18 protein-coding genes are annotated in these 23,992 nt (G+C 34.2%); 8 read left to right on the top strand and 10 right to left on the bottom strand.

Translation table 11 applies throughout. From position 1 onward, the window contains the following. Window positions 1-136 precede the first annotated feature (136 nt). Window positions 137-1,669: a SulP family inorganic anion transporter gene (locus E0F98_RS14880; protein WP_132112868.1), complete on the bottom strand. Its 1,533-nt coding sequence runs from the start codon at window positions 1,667-1,669 to the stop codon at window positions 137-139. Between the two features lie 382 nt (window positions 1,670-2,051). Between E0F98_RS14880 and E0F98_RS14885 the strand changes: the two genes are divergently transcribed. Further along, window positions 2,052-2,723: an FAD-binding oxidoreductase gene (locus tag E0F98_RS14885; protein WP_132112870.1), complete on the top strand. Its 672-nt coding sequence runs from the start codon at window positions 2,052-2,054 to the stop codon at window positions 2,721-2,723. 46 nt (window positions 2,724-2,769) lie between these two features. On the opposite strand, the gene E0F98_RS14890 is transcribed toward E0F98_RS14885, so the two are convergent. The 6 genes from E0F98_RS14890 to E0F98_RS14915 all read right to left on the bottom strand — a co-directional run bounded on the left by E0F98_RS14890 (window position 2,770) and on the right by E0F98_RS14915 (window position 10,398). Further along, entirely contained in the window at window positions 2,770-3,132 is a 363-nt protein-coding gene (locus tag E0F98_RS14890; RefSeq protein ID WP_132112872.1) for a response regulator transcription factor, read from the bottom strand. Between the two features lie 175 nt (window positions 3,133-3,307). After that, complete coding sequence (locus tag E0F98_RS14895; RefSeq protein ID WP_132112874.1) at window positions 3,308-5,662, bottom strand: hybrid sensor histidine kinase/response regulator; 2,355 nt, start codon at window positions 5,660-5,662, stop codon at window positions 3,308-3,310. 20 nt (window positions 5,663-5,682) lie between these two features. Further along, on the bottom strand, window positions 5,683-6,093 hold the full coding sequence (locus E0F98_RS14900) for a response regulator (protein WP_132112876.1): 411 nt from the start codon (window positions 6,091-6,093) through the stop codon (window positions 5,683-5,685). A 19-nt stretch (window positions 6,094-6,112) separates the two neighbouring features. After that, window positions 6,113-6,523 carry a response regulator gene (locus tag E0F98_RS14905; protein WP_132112878.1) on the bottom strand — a complete coding sequence of 137 codons (411 nt, stop codon included), beginning with the start codon at window positions 6,521-6,523 and terminating at the stop codon, window positions 6,113-6,115. 4 nt (window positions 6,524-6,527) lie between these two features. Continuing rightward, a complete protein-coding gene (locus E0F98_RS14910) occupies window positions 6,528-7,256 on the bottom strand; it encodes a sensor histidine kinase (protein WP_132112880.1) in 729 nt (242 codons plus the stop codon). A gap of 7 nt (window positions 7,257-7,263) precedes the next feature. Beyond that, a complete protein-coding gene (locus E0F98_RS14915; protein ID WP_132112882.1) occupies window positions 7,264-10,398 on the bottom strand; it encodes a PAS domain S-box protein in 3,135 nt (1,044 codons plus the stop codon). 565 nt (window positions 10,399-10,963) lie between these two features. Between E0F98_RS14915 and ppsA the strand changes: the two genes are divergently transcribed. The 4 genes from ppsA (at window position 10,964) to E0F98_RS14935 (ending at window position 17,454) form a co-directional block, all read left to right on the top strand. Beyond that, window positions 10,964-13,378 carry a phosphoenolpyruvate synthase gene (gene ppsA, locus E0F98_RS14920; protein WP_132112884.1) on the top strand — a complete coding sequence of 805 codons (2,415 nt, stop codon included), beginning with the start codon at window positions 10,964-10,966 and terminating at the stop codon, window positions 13,376-13,378. Between the two features lie 44 nt (window positions 13,379-13,422). Continuing rightward, window positions 13,423-13,683 (top strand): zinc ribbon domain-containing protein, encoded by a 261-nt coding sequence (locus E0F98_RS14925; protein ID WP_132112886.1) that lies wholly within the window; start codon window positions 13,423-13,425, stop codon window positions 13,681-13,683. Between the two features lie 93 nt (window positions 13,684-13,776). Then, window positions 13,777-14,766, top strand: coding sequence for a 2-hydroxyacid dehydrogenase (locus E0F98_RS14930; RefSeq protein ID WP_132112888.1), 990 nt, complete (start codon window positions 13,777-13,779; stop codon window positions 14,764-14,766). Between the two features lie 54 nt (window positions 14,767-14,820). Continuing rightward, the gene (locus E0F98_RS14935) at window positions 14,821-17,454 is read left to right on the top strand and encodes a cation-translocating P-type ATPase (RefSeq protein ID WP_132112890.1); all 2,634 of its coding nucleotides are present in this window, start codon (window positions 14,821-14,823) and stop codon (window positions 17,452-17,454) included. A 142-nt stretch (window positions 17,455-17,596) separates the two neighbouring features. Here the strand turns inward: E0F98_RS14935 and E0F98_RS14940 are convergent, their stop codons facing one another. From E0F98_RS14940 to E0F98_RS14950, 3 genes are read right to left on the bottom strand one after another with little or no spacing between them, the layout of a single operon-like run. Further along, window positions 17,597-19,189 carry an MFS transporter gene (locus tag E0F98_RS14940; protein WP_132112892.1) on the bottom strand — a complete coding sequence of 531 codons (1,593 nt, stop codon included), beginning with the start codon at window positions 19,187-19,189 and terminating at the stop codon, window positions 17,597-17,599. 7 nt (window positions 19,190-19,196) lie between these two features. Then, window positions 19,197-20,258 carry an HlyD family secretion protein gene (locus tag E0F98_RS14945; protein WP_132112894.1) on the bottom strand — a complete coding sequence of 354 codons (1,062 nt, stop codon included), beginning with the start codon at window positions 20,256-20,258 and terminating at the stop codon, window positions 19,197-19,199. A 2-nt stretch (window positions 20,259-20,260) separates the two neighbouring features. After that, a complete protein-coding gene (locus tag E0F98_RS14950; protein WP_243699260.1) occupies window positions 20,261-21,520 on the bottom strand; it encodes a TolC family protein in 1,260 nt (419 codons plus the stop codon). A 180-nt stretch (window positions 21,521-21,700) separates the two neighbouring features. On the opposite strand from E0F98_RS14950, the gene E0F98_RS14955 reads away from it, so the two are divergent. The 3 genes from E0F98_RS14955 (at window position 21,701) to E0F98_RS14965 (ending at window position 23,945) form a co-directional block, all read left to right on the top strand. Next, window positions 21,701-22,513 carry an AraC family transcriptional regulator gene (locus E0F98_RS14955; RefSeq protein WP_132112896.1) on the top strand — a complete coding sequence of 271 codons (813 nt, stop codon included), beginning with the start codon at window positions 21,701-21,703 and terminating at the stop codon, window positions 22,511-22,513. Window positions 22,514-22,752: 239 nt separating this feature from the next. Further along, a complete protein-coding gene (locus tag E0F98_RS14960) occupies window positions 22,753-23,655 on the top strand; it encodes a DnaJ C-terminal domain-containing protein (RefSeq protein ID WP_132112898.1) in 903 nt (300 codons plus the stop codon). Then, complete coding sequence (locus tag E0F98_RS14965; protein WP_207917115.1) at window positions 23,652-23,945, top strand: chaperone modulator CbpM; 294 nt, start codon at window positions 23,652-23,654, stop codon at window positions 23,943-23,945. Before E0F98_RS14960 ends, E0F98_RS14965 begins: the two co-directional genes overlap by 4 nt. Window positions 23,946-23,992: the final 47 nt, after the last annotated feature.

Consider the following 23,992-nt stretch of genomic DNA (forward strand, 5'->3'; position numbering starts at 1 on the left):
TCACTCTTTGAACTGTTCTTTATAAACAAATTAGCAGCCTTTTAAAATACGTTTTACTTAATAATCAAGTTTGATAAAAATATTCACTTTCTTATAAATAAAAATAGACTTGAATTTTTTCAAGTGTATTTTTATCTTAATCCATCAACACTTTATAAGTAGGATCCTCAATGATGTTAATGTCAATTACCTTGTCAGCATCGTGCAGTAACTGGCGACAGTCAGCGCTTAAATGCCTTAGATGAATCTTTTTACCCACTTTGGCATAGCGTTCCGTTAATTTATTTACGGCGTCTATTGCACTCATATCAGTAATTTTACTTTCTTTAAAATCAACAATTACTTCCTCAGGATCATTGTGAACGTCAAACTTTTCGGCAAATGCAGTGGTGGAACCAAAAAATAACGGTCCATATATTTCATAATGCTTAATCCCTTTTTCGTCAATATATTTTCTAGCTCGAATGCGTTTAGCACTCTCCCAAGCAAAAACTAAGGCTGAAATAATAACTCCTATCAAAACTGCTAGTGCCAAATTATGCATTAAAATAGTAATGATTGCTACTAAAACTCCAACAAATATATCGTGTTTCGGCATTTTGTTGATGATTCGAAAACTAATCCATTCAAAGGTACCTATGGCCACCATTACCATTACTCCTACCAAAGCAGCTATGGGTAATTGTTCGATTACTGGTGCTCCAAATAAAATAATGATCAGAATTGCAAATGCTGCCACAATACCAGACAATCGAGCTCTCGAGCCTGCTGAAAGGTTAACTAAAGTTTGCGCAATCATAGGACAACCTCCCATTCCAAAGAAAAAACCATTTAGAATATTAGCACTTCCTTGAGCGACACATTCTCGGTTACCATTACCTTTTGTTCCTGTTATTTCATCCACTAAGTTTAAAGTTAATAATCCTTCCGTCAATCCTACTGAAGCCATTATTAATGCATAGGGAAAAATGATTTCTAAAGTAGCAAAGCTTAAAGGAATCTCAGGAATATGAAATGGAGGAAAGCCACCGCTTATGGAAGCAATATCGGCAACTGTTTTTGTTTCAATTCCAAATCCTAAAACTAATCCAAAAACAACTATAATTGCCACTAATGAAGCAGGTACTGCCTTTGTTACTTTAGGAAATAGTACAACAATTGCAATTGTTAATGCTACTAAACCAGCCATAATATACATAGGACTTCCTGATAACCAAACACTTTCACCATTGACAATAGTTTTGAATTGATCCAGCTGCGACATAAAAATAATTATCGCTAAACCGTTTACAAAACCAAACATAACGGGCTGTGGCACCAGCCGTATGAATTTACCTAACTTAAACAGACCAATTAAAATTTGTATTATCCCTGCCAAAGCGACAGCAGCAAAGACATATTCTAAGCCGTTTGAATTCATTAGCGCAATTAAGACAATTACCGTTGCTCCTGCTCCTCCAGACACCATTCCAGGCCTACCACCAAAAATAGCGGTAACTAAACCCATTATAAATGCTGCATACAGTCCTACTAAAGGTGGAAAACCAGCTAATATCGCAAATGATAATGATTCAGGAATCATAGTCATCGCAACTGTTAAACCAGCTAAAATTTCGGTTCTGTAATTTACTTTTTGTGTAAAATCAAATAATTTGAAATACTGTTTCATTCTATTTTATAAAATATTAATGAGTTTAGGATGGAAAAAGTCGTCAAAAATAAGTCAAACTTTAAAACCAAAAAAAATGACAAATAATCATTAGACTAAAATGGCATAATCAATTCTTAGCCATTAATAAAAAATATTATTTATTCTTTAGGAATGCAAATGTACTCGTTTTAAATGGCTGTTCAAAAAGGAATGCCACTATACTATTTATTACGCAGAAAATTGCATTTCATGAATCACTTCAATAAAACGCATATACATCTGAAAAACAATGACATATAAAATTGTGAAGTTTTATTTTTATGGTTAAATTTATAGAATTAAATCAGACCTAAACAAATAGTTACGGTTCTTTCACTGTAACTCCTTACAACAAAATAAAATGGAAAATCATACTGTTAGAGTTCTTGATGCGCAATTCATAACTCATGATGTAAAATGTTTTAAAGTCGAAAAACCGGAAGGATATAATTTTATACCTGGTCAAGCAACGGAGGTTTCAATTAATACAACTGAGTGGAACGATAAACCAAGACCATTCACCTTTACTAATTTGAAGGAAGAAAATTATCTCGAATTCATGATTAAAATTTACAAGGAGCACAATGGTGTAACAAACATGCTGGGCCGAATCAATAAAGGAGATGAATTAATTCTTCATGATGTATGGGGTGCGATTCAGTACAAGGGTCCTGGAGTTTTTATTGCTGGAGGCGCTGGAATCACACCTTTTATTTCGATATTTAGAGACCTATTTATAAAAAAGCAACTGGCGGGTAACAAACTAATTTATTCAAATAAAACTTCAGAAGATGTTATAATGAACGAAGAATTAGAGGGAATGCTAAAAGATAATTTTATTAAGTTATTTACCCGAGAAAAAATAATGGGTTTTACAGGAAAGAGGATTGATCGAAAATACCTTATCGAAAACATTACTGACTTTAGCCAGCATTTCTACATCTGTGGATCTAAAGAGTTTGTAAAAAGTATTTCTGGCTATTTGATTGATTTGGGAGCCAAGACAGATGAAGTTGTTTTTGAAAAATCTTAAAAATAAAGATTTTTCAAAAACAACTTCATATCTATTTATTAAGTAGTTACGCTTTAACTAACAATCGTTTTACTCTTACAATAAGTTCATTCGGGCTAAAGGGCTTCGTGATGAAATCATCAGCACCTAGTTCAAAAGCTTCCAGAACTGTCTTCTCTAAGCCCATCGCAGACAACACTATTATAGGAATCTCTAGTTTCATTTCAACTTTTATTGCTCTTACGATATCAAGTCCGTTGACTATGGGCATCATAATATCAGTAATTATTATATCAGGATTTTCGGCTGTAACGATAGCAATCGCTTCTTCGCCATTGGCGCATGAAATTACATTAAACCCTTCTCTCTTTAGCTTAAACTCCATAGTTTTAAGCAACATTTCGTCATCTTCGGCTATTAAAATTTTCATTTGTTTTAATTTAATTATTATTTGGGGGAAATAATTAGTTCAAAAACTGCATTTTTAACTCTATCGCTAGAGGTTCTTTAAAAAAATAGTAATTGGTAAGTCCTTCATTTTAAAAGTTAAAAAATAATACGGTACAAATAGTTTCTTTCTGTATCATTCTAGATGCAAAACTAAACTATATTTTTGATACAGTGTGTATTGATTCCAATTCAGTAAAAACAGACTGGCATATTTCATTAAGATGAAGTACTTCGTCTTTCCTCTTTTGACCAAAAGGATCAGTCGTAATTTCTGCCTCGATAATTTCAATACTTTTTAACGCTGAAACAACTCCTAACAAATTGATAGAAGACTTCAATTTATGCACTTCATTTTTTAGAATAATTAAGTCATCTGCTTCATTTGATTCTACGATTATTTTTAGTGCTATGGGAGAATTTTTTCTAAACAACTCTATCATTTGGTCAATAAAATCAACATCTCCGTCTGCAAAATCAGTCAAATATGTTAAATCAATTAATTTTTCATCTTTACTTTCCTTCGTAGCTCCGTCAGCAGCATCATTGGTGTTTGTCTTCATTAAATTTTTATATAGTTTTTCAAGTAATGCATTAAAATGATACGGCTTTGATAAATAATCGTTCATTCCGTTTTCTAGACAACGCGTTTCTTCTATTAAAGTTGCATGTGCCGTCAACGCAATAATTGGGATATTAGCCTTAGCTCCCATATTATTTCGAATGTATTTTGTTAGTTCGATTCCATCCATTTCTGGCATTTGGATGTCCATTAATATAATATCGTAATCATTCTTTTCAATTTTATCAATTGCTATTTTTCCGTTCTCAGCAATATCAATTTCTTTCTCCCATTTCTTAAAAACCTTAATGGCTAAAAGTTGGTTTAGGTCGTTATCCTCCACCATTAATATTTTAATCCCTTTTAGAAAATCAGGAGTAAGTTGCTTGTTTTCTACAATAGGAACGTTCCCTATTCTACTTTGATCCTTTGCATATTGCATTGGGAAGGAGAACTCGCTACCTTTTCCAACTGCACTTTTTACATTAATCTTACTACCCTGCAACTCAATCAACTTCCTTGTTATGGTTAGACCCAAACCTGTACCTCCAAATTTTCTGGTGGTTTCATTTGAGGCTTGATTAAAACTTTCGAATATAGAATCAATTTTATTTTGAGGAATACCTATACCAGTGTCAGTAACTGTAAATGTTATAAAAACATCAGTTTCAGATTCTTTATCCAATGAAATAATTAACTCTACCTGTCCTTCTTCTGTAAACTTTAAGGCATTCCCTAATAAATTAATCAAAATTTGAGACAGCCTTGTTGGGTCTCCTATTAAGAAATCGTCAATTTTAGGATCAATTTTATAAAGCAATTTTACGTTCTTTTCTTTAGCAATTGTGGAAAGCAGCTCTATAACGGTTTTAATATTTTTTGATAACGAGAATTTCACTTCTTCGATAACCATTTTATCAGCTTCAATTTTCGAAAAATCAAGGATATCATTTATCATAACCATCAAGTTTTTTCCGGCTCTTTTTATGGCTTTTACACTTTGTTCTTGATCAATATTTAAATTAGTTCCCTCCAGAATTCGTGCAAATCCGATAATACCATTCATTGGAGTACGAATTTCGTGACTCATATTAGTTAGAAATTGCTCCTTTACTCGAACGGATTGTTCAGCTAGTTCTTTGGCCTTTATAAGTTCTCTCTCAATATGTTTTTGATCAGTGATATCTTGAATTGTTCCTAAAATTTTAAAAGGCTTGTTATGCTCATCATTCAAGCATTTTATATACTCGTTAATATATCTAACAGTACCTCTTTTAGTAGTTAAACTATGACTGAACTTTACTTCCGAATTGTTTTTTAAAATCAAATTCAGGTTATCCTCGAATAGCTTAACACTATCTGAATTGACTAGGCGTGACTTTAAAAGAGCTAACGAAGGAATACTTCTTTTATCTATTTCAAAAATAGCGTAGACTTGCTCAGAGAAAAACACCTCTTCATCAATTAGATTCAATTCCCAGAATCCAATTTTAGCAAGTTTTTGTGCCTCCAAAAGTCGGTTAGCATTAATCCTTAGAGCCAATTCGGTTTTCTTGCGATGCACAAGACTCTCGTGAAGTTTAAGGGCGTTTCTTATACTTTGTGACACACCGTCAGGAGTCAGTAATGATTTTGGAATATAATCCGATGCTCCGCCCAAAATAGCTTGGCTCGCAACCTTCTCATCTCCCTGAGAAGTCACAAAAATTACTGGAATGTCTATATCAATAGCACGTAGTTTCTTTAAAAAGGAAATACCATCACTATCTGGCATTAAATAGTCTAAAAAAATCAAATCATATTGCGAAGATTTAATTTTTTCGATGGCCTCTTTTGCAGAAAAAGCGGTTTCGACATCGGCAATTATTCCTGATTTTGAAATTGATCTAATTATAGTAATAGAGTCAACTTTATCATCGTCAATAATTAATATATTTAAGGCTATAGCCATATTTTTTTATTTTATGTCGCTTAAAACTCTATAATATTCCAATAATCATTCATTATTGTATAAAATTCCGATATTTTATGGTTTTCAAAAGGTTTGTCAAAATAACCCGCAATATTTAAATCTAAGGCTGCGACTTTATTTTTATCATCATGTACACTTGTAATCACAAAAATTAAAAGTGACCTTAGATTAGCATCTTTTCTGATTTTCTTTATTAACTCTATTCCTTCACTTCCAATTTCATTTATGGCTATCAAAACAATCTTTGGCGCAGGTGTCAAGGTATTTTCGCCTGATAGCATTTGCCATGCATCGGCATAACTTTCAGAAAAATATAAATTCGATTGAACCTCAACTTTTAACAAAGCTGTTTTGGCGTCATCGATTGCTGTTTTACAGCTATCGATATAGAGGATGTTTGAGTTTGTCATAAAGTAAGTCTATAGAAAATTACATTTCGCATAGTGACCAAAAGTTCTTAAGTGTAGCTACCGAAGAAAGGAATTTTTCAAACGAAAGCGGCTTCAAAATATAACCGGCTACATTTAGATTATAGGCGTTAATTTTATCACTATCCTCGTTAGAAGTGGTCATGACAAATACGGATATATTTTTCAGATTTTCATCTGCTCTCATCTCTTTTAGAAATTCGATCCCATTCATTTTTGGCATATTAATATCCAAAATAATGATTTTAGGTAAAGGATTAATTACATTGCGCAACATATCTAGAGCCTCAACTCCGTTTCCTGCCACAAATAATTCGTTTTTTATATTATTTTTAGAAAATGCTCTTTTTACATTCATTACATCGACCTCATCGTCTTCAACTAATAAAATACTTACTAATTTTTGAATCATTCTTTTATATTTTTAATGTTATTGTTTTTGGCCAATTAAATGTAAAAATTGAGCCCCCAGTATCTCTTGTTTCATACTTTATACTTCCTCCAACGACTTGTAAGATTTTACTACTTATTGCTAATCCTGCACCAGTCGAATCTACAACATCTTTCGAATTTACAGTATAAAAAATTGAAAATATTTTATCTTTTACTGCTTCTGGCACTCCGGGACCGTCGTCGCTTATCTTTATTTCATAGGCCTCAGCCGTTTCATTTAGCTCAATAACTACCTCTTTCTTCTCTTTGTTATTAAATCGAACTGCATTTGTGATAAGATGATTTAAAACTCGGGTTAATTTTTTTCCTAAGGTATCAACATTTTCATTCGATAAATTATTGATAACTAGAAAATCAACGTTTTCTTTATCCTCCAAAGTTTCTATGCTTTCACTGATAATTTTAGGGATATTTATCTCATAAAATTCTAATTCCACTCGATTAACTCTTGAGAGTTCCAGCAAACCATTCATCATACTCTCAAGGCGTCCCACTCTGTTTTTTAACAAATTAAAATTACTGATTATATCTCCTCCCACGCTAGGGTCTAAATCGTCTTCAATCCAGGTTGCAATATTAGAAATTGCTCGCATAGGTGTTTTTATATCATGTGAAACAATGTATACAAAATCTTCATATTCCTGTTTAAGAACTTCTAATTCCTTTTTATAATTTCTTTCTATTTCCTCCATTTATCATTTATTTAGGAATTGTAAATATAAAATTGGCTCCCTTATCTTCTTCAGATTCTATTCGAATACTGCCGCCCTTTTCTTCAATTATTTTTTTTACAATAGACAAACCTACTCCTGTACTTTCTTTTTTATCTCTGGCTTCTATAGTTTGAAATACTTGAAACACCCTTTCATGATACTCCTCAGCTATACCAGGACCATTGTCTTTTATGGAAAATTGGTGGAAATCTGGCAATGACTCATAAAGACATTCTATTTTGCCAATCGGTTTATCGCTATACTTTACGGCATTGCTTATAATATTACTAAACACTTGCTGCAATAGAATCCTTTCAGTGTCAAAAACAGGAAATCCTTCTCCTATAAAAACTTCAAAACCTGAAGTGGGCACAATCATTTCTACAATCTGATCAAGCATTACTTTAACGTCGGAAGTTTCTTTTTCTATTTTTGTACGGCCTATTCGAGAATAGTCTAAAACTCCATTAATCAAATTCTCCATTCGCTGAATTCGGCCTCTCAACAAGTCAAAATTACTATTTACCTCTTCTGGCATATCTGGCATGTCTTCTACAATCCATTCTGATAAGTTATTTATCGCTCTTAAAGGCGCTTTTAAATCATGAGAGACAATGTAAGCAAACTGATCCAGCTCTTTATTTTTCCTTTCAAGATCAAATAATGCATTATTTAAACTCTTCTGATCCTGTTTTTGTTCTGTTATATCTTGACTAATTGCAACATATTGGTAGGGCTTTCCTTCCTTATTTAAAAAAGGAACAATAGTAGAATAAACCCAATAATATGTTCCATCTTTTCTCTTATTTCTGATCTCTCCTTTCCAGATTTTTCCATCCGAAATAGTGGCAAATATATTTTCAACAAATTTAGTGATCATATCACTGTGATTACCCAGATAATGAAATTGTCCTATTAGTTCTTCCTTTTTATATTGGGTAATCGAACAAAACTTGTCATTCACGAAGAGTATTACTCCTTCTTCATCTGTAATTGTAACAATAGAAGACTCGTCTAAGGCAGCCCTAACATCATTGATTTCTTTGGCTTTTTCGAATATGATTTGCTCCGCTAGCGTTTTCTCAGTGATATCCTGTACTGTTCCTTGAATACCTGTAATTTCGCCTCTTGAATTTTTGATGGCTTGACCAATTCCTATTAAGTACTTAATACTACCATCTGGAAGCAAAATTCTGTATCGATAAGTTAAGTCTGTACCGGTTGTTAAAGTTTTCGTCATCAATTCATCTAAAACTGAAACATCTTCGAAGTGAATTCTATTTCTAAAGGCATTAAGAAGTTGCTCTGATGGCAATTCTTCCATTTCAAATATCTGATAATGTCCCTTCGACCACACTAGAAAATCTGCTGCTAAATCATATTTCCAACTACCAATTTTTGCAATGCTTTGGGATTCGTCTAATAATTTTTTACTATTTATTAAATTCTGTTCCGCTATTTTTTCATCGGTTACATCTTGAACTGTACCTTTTATTCCAATTATTTCCCGCCTACTATTTCTGTAAGGTTGCCCAATTTCTAAGATTTCTTTAATTCTATTACCTGGAAGAATTATTCTATAATTAATTTTAAAATCGCTTCCTGTTTTTACAACTTCGTCGCCTATTTTGTCCAGAATTGTAATATCATCCGGGTGAATTCTATCTCTAAACGCACTATTTAGTTCCTGAAGTGGTAAATTTTCAAGTTCGAAAATAGTATAATGATGCTGTGACCATGTAAGACGGTTTGATTTAAATTCAAACCTCCAACTTCCTATCTTAGCAATCTTTTGAGATTCATCTAACAGCGTATTGCTATTTATTAAATTGAGCTCAATTTCTTTTTCCTGTGAAATATCTTTACCTATACCTAAATAACCAGATACTTCCCCATCTCTATTTTTTATAGCAGTTACAGTTAGTTTTACAGGAAATGTTGTTGCATCTTTTCTGATATAGGTCCACTCATTCGAATCAGGAACGTTAAGCTTGTGTGCTTTTACAACGAAAGCGTCAAAACCAGGCTCAATCTCTTCTCCTAATTCCTTTGTTAATTCTTGTGATCGTTTAACAATTTCATCAATAGAATGTAAAATAGCGGGTGACGAAAGACCCACAAGCTCTTCCGCTGTATACCCTGTCATCTTCTCGGCGCCGCGGTTAAACTGTTTTATTGTACCATCCAGTTCAGTGGCTATTATTGAAAAATCGGATGCATTTAATATAGCTTTTAACTCATTTGTTGTATTGATAAGTATTTCTTCTTGTTTTTTTTCAAAAGTTGTATCTCTCGCGATGCAGTATAAATTACCTGTTTCAGGATGAGGTGAGACATTCCAATTCAATAAAACATATTCACCATTTTTACATCGATACCTGTTTTCAAAACTAACTGTCAGTTCTCCTTTCGCTAGCTTCTCTACTTCTTTATAGGTCTTGTCTAAATCATCGGCGTGAATAAAATCTACAAATGGCTTCCCTTCTAATTCCTCTTTCGCATACCCTAAAACAGTAGTAAATGCTGGATTTACTTTATGAAAAGTAGCATCAACATTAGCAATACATACTAAATCTTTAGAAAGTTCAATAAAATTCTGAAATTCCAGTTGCGTAGTTTTAAGCTCTACATTTTTTTTTCGTAAGTCTAATAATAAAACTACTTGGTACGCCAAGAGTTGTAATGCATTTTTCTGATCGTCAGTTAGTTCTTTTGGTTCTGTATCAATCACACAAAGTGTTCCTAAGGTAAACCCGTTTCCATCATGTAGCGGTGCGCCAGCATAAAACCGAATATCTGGACTTCCAGTCACCAATGGATTATCAGCAAAAAGTTCATTTTCAAGTGCGTTATTTACCTCATAAACTTCCTCTCCCATAATTGCATATTGGCAAAAAGAGAGTTCTCGGGGAGTTTCACTAGCTCCTAAACCGACACTTGATTTAAACCACTGTCGATTTTCATCTAATAGACTTATCAAGGCTATGGGAGTTCCACAAATGAAGGAAGCTAACTGTGTTATCGAATCATACTCCTTTTCAGGCAATGAATCCATAATTGAATAACTTTCAAGAGCGATAAGTCTCTCTGATTCATTTAGAGGCAATATTGGTTTTTTCATTATATAGGTAGGTATTCTTTTGGGGTTAATCGTTCGAAAAAGATAATATTAAAAAAATATTTATAACGCAATTCTAATAAGTCACATACTTCTGGAACCTTACAAAAATAAAATAATAATTGAATTAAAACTGAATTTTTCTGTTAATTATTGGCCCTTGACCTGCCCTTTTTAAAGGATTTTTTGAAACATTTCATAGAATTAAATTGCTGCTAATAAGTGTATTTTACAAAAAAATAAGAGCCAATTCTATTAAAAATCAAAAGCTGCTAAATCATTAAACCAAAAGAAATACTCAAATAACTATAAATTAAATACTTATTAATAAAATAAGTGTCTTTTGAGTACTAATTCCGTCTTTTTTTGATTAAATTAGTGGAGCACTAAGGAAATCAAAACGAGCACACCTACTCCGCTCTACCTTTAGTTAGCAGATTGCTCCTATTATTCCTAGTATTGGCTTCAAAATCATTTTTTGATTCGAATAATTAAATCGTGCCTTGAATAACCTTCTATCGTCTAATCTACTTAAAAGAGTACGCACTTACAATTTAAAACGATAAAAATGGAAGATTACAAATACATCTTATTCTTTAACCAATTTGATCTCAATACTATAGATCAGGTAGGTGGTAAAAACGCCTCTCTTGGAGAAATATACAATCAATTAAAACCTATTGGAGTTAATATTCCCAATGGATTTGCAGTTACCGCCGCTGGCTACCGTCTTTTTCGAAAGAATAACAATCTCGAGAATTCATTAGATGAAATTTTAAATCAATTAGACACAAAGCAGTACAGCAACCTTTCTGAAGTAGGTGAAAAAGCAAGAAATTTTATTCTTTCAGGAACTATTCCTGACGAAGTGCGCGCTGAAATAAGTGCAGCATACCAATCGCTAAGCAAACAAAGCGATATCTACAATCTTGATGTCGCAGTGCGAAGCAGCGCCACAGCTGAAGATTTACCCACAGCAAGTTTCGCAGGACAAATGCAGTCCTTTCTCAATATCAGCGGGGAAAATCAATTACTTGATGCTGTACATCGTTGTTATGTATCCCTGTTTACTGATCGCGCCATAAAATACCGGCATGATATGGGTTTTACAAAATTAGATATTGCAATCTCGGTAGGAATACAACAGATGGTTCGAAGTGATAAGGCAGCTTCTGGAGTTGCTTTTACTATCGATCCTGATACTGGTTTTCAAAACACAATCATTATAAACAGTTGCTGGGGACTTGGAGAAAATATCGTACAAGGAACTGTAACACCAGATGAATGGATGGTTTTTAAACCTACTTTGGAGGATACAAAACTGAACCCTATTATAAAAAAACATTGCGGCAGAAAAGAATTTACAATGATTTATGCCCAAAAAAATGAAGAAACCACTTTTGAAAATACAATTGTAAATACAACAACGACCGTCGAAAAACAAAATCAATATTCTTTAAATGACAAAGAAGTAATTGAGCTGGCACAATGGTGTACTAAGATTGAAAAACATTATAAAAAACCTATGGATATTGAATGGGCCAAAGATGGCTTAAACAATCAACTCTATATTGTTCAGGCTCGACCTGAAACGATTCACGGTAAGTTTCAAAAAAAAGTTAGGGAGATTTACTCACTTACAGAAACCGGTACTATTATCACTCAAGGAATCTCACTAGGCGATAAAATAGCAACTGGAAAAGCACGCATACTGCATAGTCCTTTGGAAGGTAATCAATTATTAGAAGGCGAAATTCTCGTTACCGATATGACAAATCCAGATTGGGATCCAATTATGAAAAAGGCGGCAGCCATAATTACTAACAAAGGGGGACGTACAAGTCATGCCGCCATTGTCGCAAGAGAACTAGGAACTGTTGCCGTTGTAGGTTGTGGTGACGCGACAAATCTCATAAAGAATGGTCAACAAATTACAGTTTGTTGTGCTGAGGGTAAAGTTGGAAAAATATATGACGGAAAATTAAATTGGGAAATTACAGAACATGATTTCAGTCAACTATCTATGCCCGAAACAGCTCCAATGTTCATTCTTGCTGATCCCGAAAGAGCTTTTGAATTAAGTAACTACCCTAATAAAGGAGTTGGTTTGATGCGCATGGAATTTGCTATTTCTAACAGCATTAAAATTCATCCCCTAGCACTTTGTGAACCTAATAAAATAACCGACCAAAATATAAATGACCAAATAGCAGAATTAACTAAAGGCTATGGTGACGGTAAAAAATATTTCATTGACAAACTAGCTGAAGCAGTCTCGATCGTCGCGGCCGCTTTCTATCCAAAAGAGGTTATTGTGAGAATGAGTGATTTTAAAAGCAATGAATACGCTAATCTCATTGGAGGCAAATACTTTGAACCCAAGGAAGAAAATCCGATGATTGGTTTTAGGGGTGCTTCTCGTTACTACAGCGATTTTTATAGAGAAGGGTTTGCTCTAGAATGTGAAGCTATGAAAAAAGTGCGAAACGATATGGGATTCCACAACGTAAAATTGATGATTCCCTTTTGTCGAACAGTTGAGGAAGGAGAAAAAGTATTAGCACAGATGGCCGTTAACCAGTTGATTCAGGGTCAAGACGGTTTAGAGGTCTATGTTATGATAGAAATACCAAGTAATGTAATATTGGCCGACGAATTCGCCTCGATTTTTGACGGATTTTCTATTGGTTCGAATGATTTAACACAGCTCACTCTTGGGCTGGATCGCGACTCTGCTCTAATAAGTGATTTGTTTAGCGAACAAAATCCAGCGGTAAAAAAATTAATACGCGAAACAATACTTGCCGCTAAGAGAAATAATATAAAAGTAGGATTGTGCGGTCAGGCGCCTAGTGACATCCCAGAATTTGCACAGTTTCTAGTGGAACAGGGAATCGATAGCATATCATTTAATCCAGATGCCATCATAAAAGGAATTGAAAACATTTTAAAAACCGAAAAGAAAAATAAGGTTCGGCTATAAATGACTAAAAAACAAATCAATTTAATTTTTTAAAAATCAATACTATGCAATTAGATACATTATGTCAGAGTTGTGGAATTCCACTTGATAACGAGCAATTGAAAGGAACAAAAGCAAATGGATTAAAAACGGATGAGTATTGCAAATATTGCTACCAAGCTGGGGAATTTACACAGCCAAACATGACATTTGCCGACATGAAAGAAACGGTAGAAACACAAATGAAAAAATTAAAACTTTCAGAACATACGATTCAAGAAGCGTTAGATCTTCTTCCCTACTTAAGCAGATGGAAAGCGATTTGATATCTTTCAATTTAAAATAACCTATTCGAAATAATAAAAATTATAACCATATAAACAACTAAAATATTCATCATTTGAAGTAAAATAAACATTATGAAAATTTTAATGTACAGCATATTCGCATTTGACAAATCCTTTATCGAGAATACAACCCATGGCAAACTGGAAATAGAATACACAGATAAGTCATTAAATGAAGATACTGCAATTCTTGCCAAAGGATATGAAGGCATTGCTCTTTTTACAGCTGACGATGCCTCTGATGTTGTACTGGAAAAATTATATTTACTTGGTATTAGATATATTGCCTTACGCTCTGTAGGATACGACCATATAAACATTATGAAAGCAAGAGCCTTGGGAATAAAAGTGGCTAATGTTCCGGCCTATTCCCCCTATTCTGTAGCGGAGCATGCTGTTGCATTACTAATGGCTTTAAATCGAAAAATTACGCTCGGCCAAAAACTAATGCAAATGGGTGACTACCGCCTAGATAACTTAATAGGTTTTGACTTGCATGGAAAAAAAGTGGGAATTATTGGAACCGGAAAAATAGGTGCCGCTTTTGCAAAAATTATGCATGGTTTTGGTTGCCAAATTTTAGCTTATGATCCACAAATAAATGAGGAGTTAAGCAAACAAATTAACATTAGCTATAGCACACTGGAAGAACTTTGTAAAAATTCTGATGTGATTTCAGTTCATTGTCCGTTAAATTCAGAAACAAAATACATGTTCCATAAAAGTTACTTTAATATGATGAAAAAAGGAGTGATTTTTATTAATACCGCCAGAGGAAGCGTCGTGAATACCGAAGATTTGATAATGGCGCTCAAGTCAGGAAAAATTGGAGCAGCCGGTTTAGATGTTTATGAAAAGGAAAAGAACATCTTCTTTGGCAACCATATGGATAAAAAATTTGAAGATAATTTATATACCATTCTTCGCGCCTTTCCCAATGTTTTAATTACTGGACACCAAGGGTTTCTGACCAATGAAGCTTTACAGGGAATTGCAAATACTACAATTGCTAACTTTAATGCATGGTCCTACGCTGGCATTTGTGAAAACGAAATAAATTAATTATTTATTTTATTTCGAAAAGCAGAAAGCACGCATTACCTAAAATAAATTCAGATGAATATCAATTGGCATTTACTTTCACTTTCTGAAGTTTCTGAGAAGTTGGAGACATCCCCCTCAGGTATAGATGAAAAAACTGCTGAAGAACGTCTAGTCCAGTACGGTAAAAATCAGATTGAAGATAAAAAAAAGAAGACCCTTCTGCAGATGTTGGTTCGTCAGTTCCGAGATTTTATGATTATTATTTTAGTCATTGCGGCAATTATCTCAGGAATAATGGGTGACCTAACAGATACTATAGTTATAGTTGCCATCGTAATTATTAATGCAGTTATTGGTGTAGTTCAAGAATACCGCGCTGAAAAAGCAATGGAGGCTTTAAAAAACATGGTGTCAAACGTGGTGCAGGTTCTACGTGAAGGACATCGAATTGACATCCCCGCTTTTGATATTGTTCCTGGAGATGTGGTGATTCTTGAAGTTGGAAATAGTATTCCTGCTGATGTTCGTTTTTTTGAAACCCATCAGTTAAAAGTAGATGAATCTACACTTACAGGAGAATCCTATAATGTAGAAAAAAATGCTGACTCCCTTCCTAAGCAAGAATATTCGCTAGGAGATCTTACGAATATGGGATTCAAGGGAACTTTTGTCACTAACGGTAGAGCACTTGCTTATGTCGTGGCAACGGCAATGAATACCGAGTTAGGAGGAATTGCAAAAATGATTCAGACTGAGGCAACTTTGACTCCATTGCAAAAAAGATTAGCCTCTTTTGGAAAACGATTGTCGATGGTCATTCTATTTATTTGCCTCGTTATTTTTCTAATTGGCTGGCTGCGTGGAGAATCCCCGTATTCCATGTTAATAGTGTCTATTTCCCTTTCGGTGGCCGCCATTCCCGAAGCTTTACCCGCTTTGGTGACTATTGCTCTTGCCTTTGGCGCTAAGCGATTAGTGAAACGAAATGCGCTAATACGTAAACTTCCAGCCGTTGAAACACTGGGTTCCGTTACTTACATATGCTCTGACAAGACGGGTACACTTACATTAAATAAAATGACAGTCGAAGGCATTTATGAAACGTTTGACAAAAAATACGATACTATTTTTCTCGAAGGAGACATCCTTCTCCATCTAATGGCTTTGAACAATGATGTCTCAAAAGATAAAACTGGAGAATGGCTCGGGGAATCCACTGAAGTCGCATTAGTTCAATATGCTTCACAAAAAAAAATGGAGCGGGCCGAATTAGAATTAAAATTTCCCCGCGTTGCAGAATTGCCTTTCGATTCGAAAAGGAAATGTATGACCACATTACATCAAATCCAAAATCCCTCTTCGGACCAGCCAAACGAAATAATTGTCATTGTGAAAGGCGCGGTTGAAGTAATATTCAATAAATTGACTGACAATCAAAAATCACTTATTCCAGAACTAGAACTCAGAGTAAACGAGATGGCCGAAAAAGGATATCGGATTTTAGGCTATGCGATGACAACCCTACCCAATTTACCTGACAAATTAGTTTCGAATGAAATAGAGTCTACTTTAACACTTATCGGTTTTGTGGGAATGATTGATCCTCCACGTGAAGAGGCTAAACAGGCCGTTTCACAATGCGTAGAAGCAGGTATTATTCCTGTCATGATTACTGGCGATCATAAATTGACAGCCAAAGCCATTGCTGAGAAGTTAGGAATCATTACTTCCGAGAAAAACCTTGTCTTAACAGGAATCGAACTTGCCAAATTATCACCCACAAAATTCTCGGAAATTGTAGAAAATGTACGTGTTTATGCCCGAGTAAATCCCGAACAAAAATTACTAATCATTAATGCCTTACAGTCTAAAAATCATTTTGTTGCTATGACCGGTGACGGTGTAAATGATGCGCCAGCACTTAAGAATGCCGACATAGGTATAGCCATGGGAATTAATGGAACAGCCGTTTCTAAGGAAGCCGCAGCGATGATATTACTCGATGATAATTTTGCCACAATCGTAGTAGCAGTAAAACACGGACGAAGAATATTTGACAATATCCTGAAATTTATAAAATATACTATGACATCTAATTCTGGCGAAATTTGGGCAATTTTTTTAGCCCCTTTTTTCGGTTTGCCAATACCGTTGCTTGCGATTCATATACTTTGGATTAATCTTGTAACCGATGGACTACCAGGACTGGCATTAGCCTCTGAGCCCGCCGAAGCAAATATCATGCAGCGTCCCCCACGAAATCCGAAGTTGAATATTTTTGCCGGAGGCATGGCCATACACATTTTATGGGTCGGACTTTTGATGGGAGTAGTAACACTTGGTATACAAGCCTGGGCAATTCATAGTGAGATAGTGCATTGGCAAACAATGGCTTTTACAGTGCTTTGCTTCAGTCAGATGGGACACGTAATGGCAATTCGCTCCACGCGGGAATCCGTTTTCAAAATCGGTTTTTTTTCGAATAAACCCATGTTGATTTCTCTATTATTAACGGTTAGTTTACAATTGATTATTATCTACACTCCTTTTTTCAATGAAGTTTTCAGAACCCAACCATTATCTTATTTAGAGTTAGTTATAACCTTAGCCGCGTCAAGCATCATTTTTTGGGCAGTAGAAATAGAGAAATGGGTATTTCGTCGGAATACTAAAAATGAAAAGCTAAAAGTTGAAAAAAAACAGTAGCTGGTTAAATTTATTCTAATCCTGTTTCGACGAATTCGACCTAATTATCATCGAATCGATTTTTGACTACATACTATTTAATACCAAAGACCAATTTATCAATTAGAGAACAGGCTACAATGCAGCGATGGTTACTTTCAAATTAGATAGGAATCACTTCTGCACCAATTTTCCGGAATCGAAAATGCAAATGAGGAATTAGTGCAATACCTAGCATTATAAAAAATATAAAAACACCCATATAATAGTAATAATCTCTTGCAAACAGAATATTCGTATGATTTGCAACAGCTTTTCCCATTAACTTCTTCGCCACTACTTTGGCTTTAATTGTTGAAGCTCCTTTGGCAAGAGCCAGATTTTCATACAGTTGTAAACGCTTACCGGATTCACTATTTAAAGTGGTTATAGTATTTCCAAGTTCGTTATAATGTACACTTACTTGTTTTAAATTCACAAAGGAAATAAGTGCTAAGCTTACTGTGAATGCAAAAAACCGAAAAGAAACGCCACTCAATGAAGCGGAGAAACTCTTAGATTCTGGAACAGAGGAAATTGTAAAAAAAACAATAGAAAGCATCAAAATCCCATTTCCAAGTCCTTGAAAAAATAAAGGCAGTACAACACTATTTTCATTGGCTTGAGAGCCAAAAACAAAAAACATTTGTATATGATACAGCAGTAAAAAAGCGAATCCTGTAAGCCATATTAAGCGCATATTTCGCTTACGCAAAAGAAATCGTGCCGTTATTGTTATACCAACAACAATACCAATGGCATTAAATAACATGATGTAGGCATAATGATACGAATCTAAACCCATCTCATTAAAAAGAAAAGTATTAGCGGCACTAAGATCGCCTTTAGAAATATAATAGAGAATTAGTAGCAAGGCTCCTATTCGAAAATTTCGGAATTTGTAAATTGTTAAATCGATAAACGGACGTTTTCGATTTTTTTGTACTAAAATAAAAATTCCAAGCAATAGTATGATGCTTCCTACACATACCCAAATACGAATACTTTCAAACCAATTGTAATATTGACCATACATAATCACATAGGCTATTAAAGTAAGTAGTGTGCTGTAAATCACGAAACTCTTCCAATCTAAATCCAGCAAGGGAAGCCTTTTTTGGTGCAACCGTAAATTTGTTTTCAGACACAGTAGCAGTAGAAGCACGCCCGGAATTTGAACATAAATAATCGCTAAATACAATACATTAAAATCATAATTTTGAAATATATAAGCATCAAACAAGTAGATAAATGCATTAGATATTAGCAAGGTTCCATAAAAAACAGCGTATCCTAAAACTCTTGATCGGTTCGAATGAAACTGAGAAAATATCAGATTTATTGTAACACCAATTAAACCCACTGTAACCACTCCTCCTAAATATCGTAAGACCAGAAAAAGTAATGCATTTTGAGTGCTATACAGTAGTAAATTGATTGCTGTAAACAATAAAACACACATTAAAAAATAAGTTTTGGAAGCAAAATAGCTAAAAAACCTTCTTTCCAATGGAAAAAAACTAGCAATCCCAACATAATACAGTACGATCGAAAATTGAATATCTGTCGGATCCAGACCATAAAAACTAGCGGCACTACTAACTCCTCCTATATAAGCCGCTAACATGGATACCGCTGGAAGAATTACTATAAATATCGTAACTTTAATTAGCCATTTCGGAACCCAATTTTTAAAAATGTTTGACGATTGATTCATATAAAAGTTATAATTTAGGAATCAAAACCTCAGCATTCATACCTGCACGAAGGTTATTTGTTTTTGCTACAGCATCTGTCAAAAGTATCCTAACTGGAAAACGCTGAATAATTTTCACAAAATTCCCTGTAGCATTATCAGGAGGCAAAAGCGAGAATCGAGATCCTGTAGCTGGGGCAAGAGATTGGATCTTACCATGAAAAGTCTCCTTAGAGTAAGCATCTACTTTAATTTCTACCTCTTGTCCTTCTTTCAAATTTGCAATTTGGGTTTCTTTAAAATTAGCTACAATCCATTTCCCTTGATCTTGATCTACAATAAAGCCTATCGTTTGTCCTTTTTGAATCAATTGCCCTACTTGCAATGTCTTATCTCCCATAATCCCATCGGCTGGTGCGGTGATAACAGCATAGGTCAAATTGAGCTTAATATGTTCTACGATAGCTTCTCTTTGCTGAACATTTGCTTTGGCTACGACTAATTGTGAACCAACATCATTTATCTTGCCTTTGGCTGTTTTATAGCTGTTTAGAACCGCTTTATATTCTGACTTTGCGATTTCGAAGCTGGTTTTTATAGCCTCAAAATGTTGTTGCGTAACTGCTTCCTCAGCTAGTAATTTTTTATATCTACTAAATTCTTGTTCTTGCTGCCACAGCTTTGCCTGAGATGCAGCAATACTAGCCTCACTTATTGATGCGCTACTAGTTGTGGTTACTGTATTACTTTCGAGCACTACTAAAGAAGCTCTGGCGGAACTCAACTCAGCTTCGGCTTCTTTTAATTGCATCATAGTTTCATTTTTATCGATCACTAGCAAAGTGTCTCCTTTATAAACACGTTGATGGTCTCTAAATTTAATTTCTTGAACATATCCTGTCGTTCTACTTATTATTGGATTAATATATTCTTCTACCTGAGCATCATTAGTTTCTTCATAGCGATACATTTTTACGAGTGCATATAGACCATAAATAACCAATAAAACCAATACTATTGAGGCAATACTATAAGTAATCTTAACAATAATCCTGTCAATACGTTCGTGTTTTTCTGTTGTTGTAGCCATAATTATAGGTTTCCTGTATTTTTTAGTAGTTGGTAATAGTGTACTTGCTCTGATATTTTGGCTGAAACGAGTTCAAATTGTGCTTGCAATAACTGTGTGTCCGCATCAAGCAAGTCAGTTATTAATGACAATTGGTTAAAATAGGTATGATTGAGTATGCGACTATTCTCTGCCGCTTGTTTTATATTCAATTGTAATTCCTCTATTTTTTCTTGATCTTCTATGTAACGTTTATAAGCCCTATTGATGTCTTTTCGTAAATTATCTTGCACATTTTCTTGTGCTATTTTTTGCTCTTCATAGAGGATTTTAGCTTCTTCTTCTTTATGCACATCATGATATATCGACGAAATCGAGTACGATAATTTAACCCCTACAACTCCTAGTAAGTAGGGCGCATTTTCATAGGGATACAATTTGATCTGCGGATAGGAATAATTATAATCGCCAAACAAACCTATTCTTGGTAATTTATCCGCTTTTAAGCCTTCTATATTTAATTTACTAAGTGCTACTTTTTGCTTAGCAATCTTCTGTAATGGAGATTTGTTTATAGCGCTATCAATATAATCATCATAGCTCATTAAATGCTGCCCTTCTCGAAAACCAATAGAATCTGTGGGTTTCAAATTTTGAAAATCAGGTTCTCCCATGTAAATATTTAGTTCCTGCATGGCTAATTGCGCATTATTTCGAATTTCTGTTAAAGAAGTTTTCTGCTTAGACAATTGCAATTGCGCTCGAAGTAAATCACTTTTCAAAACGACTCCTCCTGCATGTAATTTTTGAATTAGTTTTAAGCGTTCTTCATTTTGATAAATATTCTTCTTTACTAATTTTTCAAATTGTAAATAGAGTTGCAATTTCAAATAAGTTTCAGCCACTTGATAATGGATGTTTTCTATAGTTTCCTCTTCTATATATTCTGATAACTCCTGTTTCGCAACTTCTTTTTTGATATTTGTTTTTAGCTTATGCCCATTGTAAATTTCAAAATACGCATCAATTGTAGCACCATAAATAGAATGATCCTCTAAGGGTATATAGTCTGGATGGTGTAAAATTCCATTGTTAAAAATGGGAATGTTAGCTAATTTGCCATAGTTAGCATTAAAACCTATTTCAGGAAGTTGTTTGCTCTTTGCATTTTTTACGGCTTCGGCACCAGATGCTGTATGCAAATGATGGATTTTAATTTCCTTGCTATTTCGAGCGGCTTTTTCCCAAACGCTTTCGAGCGAAATTGCAACACTATCTTTCATTAGTTTTTGAGCTTGTATCGGAACAAAAAAAAACAAGAATATAGGCAGTCCTATTTTACAATAACTAAAGTGCATATTTACTTCTTAAATTAGAACTGCAAAATTCCAATTTCTTTTTAAGTCTTAATTTGTAAATTAGGCCATTTATTTGTTAATTTGAGCCAAATTAAAAATCATGATATGCCCACGATAAAAGAGCCTAGTTTTTTAGAAAAGGTAAATCAATATCCGAAGACTACTTACATCTACCATACTAAGATTGAAGAGCAACTTGCCATGCACAGTCACAACAAGCATCAGCTTACTTATATAGAAGGAGGAGCTGCTTATTTAAAGACAAATGACAATTCCTATTTCTTACCTGCCCGTCACTATATTTGGATTCCAGCGGGTATGGAGCATTTTATCGAGTTAAAAAGCTCCATAACTATGATACGGAATATTTATATTCCTACTCACATTCTTAATAGTAATGATTTTTATTCGAAAATGGGAATTTTCCCTGCATCAAATTTGGTTCTGGAAATGATTTTATTCACCGAAAACTGGAGCGGAAATATTTTTAAAAAAGAAAAAAATAAATTTCAATATATAAAAACCTTAGGAAATATTATTGCAGAAATTAGCAAAAATCCACTTCCTGTAGTACTTCCCACAACTACTAACCAGAGATTAAGCCCAATTTTAAAATACATCCATATTCATGTAGACCAACTGCTACTTTTACAAGATGTTGCTAAACAATTTGGTTTCAGCAGCCGCAGCCTTTCGCGTATATTTCGAGATAACTTAGATATTTCATTTTTGCAATATGTAAAACTCACTCGAATAATCCATAGTATGGAAAAATTACTGCAAACTGAAATGTCTATCAGTGAGATTGCCTATGCATCTGGATACAATAGTCCGGCTACTTTTAGCAACACTTTTTATAATTTGGTTAAGGTAAGACCTGTTGATTTTAGAAAAAAGAACCGAGAGATATCAGAATAAAAGATTCATCTATCATTAATCTTACCCATCCTTTTACTAATCTGCAGCCAAAAATATATTATTATTGGCACACTTTATAAAATCCCCCTAACAAACTGAAATAAAACATTTTATTACAATTAATCATATAAAAAATCAGTAAATTTATGCAGCTACTATATTATATCTTTTCAGACTTTTAGAAAAGTAGTAGCGCTAAAAGGGAACCGCCGTATCAACAATTGAAAAAAAAATATAAAATGGCATTTATAGACTATTATAAAGTATTAGGAGTCGAAAAAAAGGCTAGCGAAGCTGACATTAAAAAGGCGTATCGAAAAATGGCCCGAAAATACCATCCCGACTTGAATCCTAATGACAAAGAGGCCGAAAGAAAATTTAAAGAACTAAATGAAGCCAATGAAGTCTTGAGCAATGCTGAGAATCGTAAAAAATATGATCAACACGGTGAAAACTGGCAACAGGCCGAGCAGTATGAACAATCAAGAAGACAGCAGCAGCAATACCAAGGAGGAAGACAACAAGCCGGTTTTGGTGGCGGTTTTAGCGGCGGCGGAGATTATTCGGACTTTTTCGAATCTATGTTTGGGGGACAATCTGCAAGAGGTGGTGGCCGTAGTACACAATTTAAAGGTCAGGATTTTAATGCTGAACTGCATCTTGACTTAAAAGAGGTCTATACCACCCACAAGCAAACATTGACGATCAATGGAAAAAACATTCGGCTTACTATTCCCGCGGGAGTAGAAAACGGACAAATAATAAAAATTACTGGACTTGGAGCAGAAGGTGCTGGAGGCGGTCCAAAAGGGGATTTATACATCACTTTCACCATAGAGAATCATACTGCTTTTAAACGAGATAAAGCAAATCTGTACGCAGCTGTAGATTTAGATGTCTATTCAGCCATATTAGGAGGTGAGATTACCGTAGACACTTTTGACGGAAAAGTAAAATTGAAAGTACCCGCGGGAACTCAAAATGGAACCAAAGTAAAACTAAAAGGAAAAGGCTTTCCCGTTTATAAAAAGGAAAATCAATTTGGTGATTTATACATCACTTATGAAATAAAAATTCCAACAAGTCTGTCTGAAAAAGAAAAGGAATTATACACTGAACTTTCTAAGCTAAGAACATTATGAATACAGAAAACTTCATTCCACTCCACACATTAGTTAGCCACTATAAAGTCGAACTGGCTTTCTTTAGTCATTTAAGCGAACTTGGATTAGTAGAGATTCAAACAGTGGAACAGGTGCAATATATTCATCAAGATTCCATTTATGAAATCGAAAAGATCATCCGGATGCATCAAGAATTAGATGTCAATATAGAAGGAATTGATGTTGTTTTTAACTTACTACAGAAAATTGATGCATTACAGACAGAGCTTATAGCTGTTAGAAACAGATTAAGACTATATGAGAACTAAGTGGCGCTAATTTTACAAATTACAATGACTGAAGTTCAACTATTTTT

Source organism: Flavobacterium hiemivividum, assembly GCF_004349145.1.
In the GTDB taxonomy this organism is placed as follows: Bacteria; Bacteroidota; Bacteroidia; order Flavobacteriales; family Flavobacteriaceae; genus Flavobacterium; species Flavobacterium hiemivividum.